Origin of the sequence: Wolbachia endosymbiont of Drosophila baimaii (assembly GCF_028982185.1) — a bacterium.
GTDB classification, from domain to species: Bacteria; Pseudomonadota; Alphaproteobacteria; order Rickettsiales; family Anaplasmataceae; genus Wolbachia; species Wolbachia pipientis.
On record NZ_JAPQLE010000125.1, the window covers coordinates 11,529 to 14,876 of the forward strand.

The 3,348-nt window shown below is 34.9% G+C and carries 3 protein-coding genes; 1 reads left to right on the plus strand and 2 read right to left on the minus strand.

All coding sequences use genetic code 11. The features are described from left to right. Nucleotides 1–349: 349 nt before the first annotated feature. The gene (locus OZD66_RS04405) at nucleotides 350–2,095 is read left to right on the plus strand and encodes a type I secretion system permease/ATPase (RefSeq protein ID WP_182367041.1); all 1,746 of its coding nucleotides are present in this window, start codon (nucleotides 350–352) and stop codon (nucleotides 2,093–2,095) included. 336 nt (nucleotides 2,096–2,431) lie between these two features. Here the strand turns inward: OZD66_RS04405 and OZD66_RS04410 are convergent, their stop codons facing one another. Continuing rightward, complete coding sequence (locus tag OZD66_RS04410; protein WP_275022332.1) at nucleotides 2,432–2,575, minus strand: hypothetical protein; 144 nt, start codon at nucleotides 2,573–2,575, stop codon at nucleotides 2,432–2,434. Then, a protein-coding gene (locus OZD66_RS04415) for an IS630 family transposase (RefSeq protein WP_275021947.1) occupies nucleotides 2,572–3,348 on the minus strand; the annotation gives its coding sequence in 2 pieces (ribosomal slippage) (nucleotides 2,572–3,107 and nucleotides 3,107–3,348; 778 coding nt annotated over the 2 pieces). This gene is flagged as partial in the annotation. The genes OZD66_RS04410 and OZD66_RS04415, both read right to left, overlap by 4 nt.

A 3,348-nucleotide genomic window follows, 5' to 3' on the forward strand; every position in this document is an offset into this window, starting at 1 on the left:
AAAAAAACAAGATTTTCAATAAGTTGCTTATAATCCTAATTATAGTTAGCCTTTCATAAGTAGCGATGCAACAAAGCCATCCCAGTGTCAGCTACTTTCATGACACCATTTGCTGTGCAGTTTACCTTCAAAAATGAATGTTCGTACAGCTATAGAATGAATCGCGGTATGACGTAGCTTCGCTATAGGCAACGAAGGAAATATCAACTATACTTCTTTTTACCATTGTTTATATTTCCTATTCACATATATTAATATTTTACTCACTTAAAGTAAGCTAACTACCGTTATTAATATTTTTGTAATAAAAATTGTATATGGTGCATGTAATCAAATTAAGAGGAAGATTGTGGAAATTACGCCATCAATAAAAAAAGAATTGAAGCAAAGTACTCTATATATTTGCCTAGAAAAATGCAAAAGTGCATTTTGGTTTATCTTTTGGTTTAGTGCGGGAATCAATTTATTAATGTTATTCCTACCACTTTATACCTCTCAAGTGCTTGATCGGGTGATATCGAGCGAAAGTGTATCAACACTAACTATGCTGACAATTATCACTTTATCTGCATTTGCATGTTCTGCAATGCTTGAAACTTGTCGATATTTAGCCATGGCGAAAATAGGTGATTGGATCGATAAAACTGCAACACCAGATTTGATAGTAAGGTCAATTAGATTAACATCAGTGCAGAGCTCAACTTCAAGTGGTGAAGCAATACGAGATCTCGGAGTGATAAAAAATTTCATTACAGGAAATGGCATATTCTCACTGTTTGATACTCCATGGTCGTTAATTTACCTTGTTGTGATTTTCATGATACATACCTCCACGGGGTTTATAGCTATTACTGGAATCATCATATTAGTCTCTATGGCAATATGGAATGAACTTGCCACTAAACGAATATTACAAGAAACCAACGAAGAAACTATAGGGAATATCAATGCTATAGATGTTGCAACAAGAAATGCAGAAGTGGTTGAAGCTATGGGCATGTCAGAATTCATAGTCTCTGATTGGTGTAAACGAAATGATCAGAACCGAGCAATGCAAATTAAAGCACAAAATCGCTCTAATGTAATTACTGGAATCACTAAGTTTTTGCGCTCAACTCTGCAAATATCAGTAATTGGAACAGGTGCATTACTTGCAATCACAGCTCATAAGACTGCTGGTAGCATCATCGCTGCTTCAATTTTAATGGGTAGAGTATTAGCACCATTTGACGCTGCGGTTCATACTTGGAAGTTTTTAAATCAGGCTAGAATGTCATATGGAAGGCTACAAAGACTTATATTAACATCGCCAAAAAGAGAGCAAACGATGGCTCTACCAGAACCTGAAGGAAAATTGGAATTTGATAGAGTATTTTTTACTCCTTATGGAAGCAATAAGCCGACAGTAAAAGGAATATCATTCATTATAGATCCTGGAGATGTAGTTGGTGTTATTGGTGCAAGTGCTTCTGGTAAATCCACTATCGCAAAATTAACTGTTGGTGTATGGAAGCCAATATCTGGTGTAGTCAGACTAGATGGCGCTGATGTATATACTTGGAATCGAGAAAATTTTGGTAATTATGTTGGCTACTTACCTCAGGATATTGAGTTATTTAACACTAGTGTCAAAGCTAATATTGCTCGCATGAGGCCAGATCCAAATCCTGAAGAAATAATCAAAGCAGCAAAAATTGCAGGAATACATGAACTAATACTAAGCTTACCAAATGGATATGATACAACAATAGGAGGTCCTGGAGGAGTAACGCTCTCTGGCGGCCAAAAACAGCTTCTTGGACTTGCCAGAGCTTTTTATGGTCACACAAAACTTTTAGTACTTGATGAACCAAACGCTAACTTAGATAGCAATGGAGAGGCATGCTTAATTAATGCAATTGGCATTGCAAGAAAACAAAATACTACTACTGTTATCATCACTCACAAGCTACCGTTATTGTCCGTAGTTGATAAGGTGATCCTCATGTCAGATGGTGTCATTTACGCTATGGGGCCAAAAGATGAGATTTTGAGCAAATTAGTTGCTCCATCATCAAGTACCACAGAAGATGAGCGCTCTTCAGCAAATGGTTAGTTTACTTACAATAAATTCTGTATCTGAAATAACAACTGTTCCAGAAAAATATATATTTCTTTACCATTAGAAATAATATTACAAGAATAGTAAATAGATTAATAACTCTTATTAATTAAAGTCAATCGGCAGATATAGCTAAAGTGGCTTAGGTTTACCTACAATTTGAAAAACAACAAATTCGTCTTAATGAATTTTCTTAATTTGTTATCTAAATAACTTAATATTAGTGGTAATTTTATAAAAAAATTATAATATAAATAATGTTGCTGCGAAAATTTATAACAATATTTCCCTCTAACGTTTAATAAATTTCAATAAATTGCCTTTTTAATTCTAGATAAGTATATGCTTTGTTAATATGTTTAGTTCAAAATCCAAAAGTAAGTTTATGCTTTCTATTGGAGAAGAAGGCATAATGTTACTATATTTTAAAAATAATACTTTATAGCATTTCTCATAATAGTCCAAACAGGTCATAGGAAGGAAGAATCAACAGCACGACGAAAGGATTCGAATAGAGGAATGTTTTTCCTGGCTCTGTTTTTTATAGCAAACCAATGATGCTCAATTTTGTTGAAATCTGGAGAATAAGGCGGCAGATACAAAATTTCTGCATCAACCCCTTTAGCAAGCTCGATAATTTTATCAGACTTATGAAAAGTAGCATTGTCAAGAATGACAGCCTGTCCAGGTTCCAAGATCGGTGTCAAAAATTGCTCAAACCATCCATTAAAAACATCCATATTACAGCGGCCTTCAAAGGTTAACGGAACAACTATCTTTCTTCCACTTAAGGCTGCAACCATACTGATTCGTTGAGTTTTCTTTCCAGATTTTAGGCCATAAAACCGCTGTCCTTTCTGGCAATACCCATATGGATAGTCCTCTGTGTTATCAATGCCAGACTCATCTATATAAACTAAGTTTTCTGGTTCTTTTGTTGCTATAATTTTTAAGAATTCAGCACGTTTTTCTTCGTTTCTTTCCTTGTATCCATATGTCTTTTTTTGCGCGTAAATCCAATTTTTCTGAGAGCTCGGTGGATCGTTTGGATACTAACGTTGCCCCAAAGTTTAGCCATTTCCGACAGAGTCTTTCCTCCGTTTTCTCTGGCAAATTTAGCAAAGGCATCCCAGTCGGTAATTTTGTGATTGTAACCTCCATTTCCAAGTTTTTTTGATTGAAAGTCTCCTGTTTCTTTTCTTCTTTGCTGCCACTCCCATAAAGTAGTTCGTCCAATTTTAAATCTT

What these genes read in the sequence shown, in the direction of transcription:
- OZD66_RS04410 (WP_275022332.1), bottom strand. Translation starts at nt 2,575, where the DNA reads ATGACCTGTTTGGACTATTATGAGAAATGCTATAAAGTATTATTTTTA.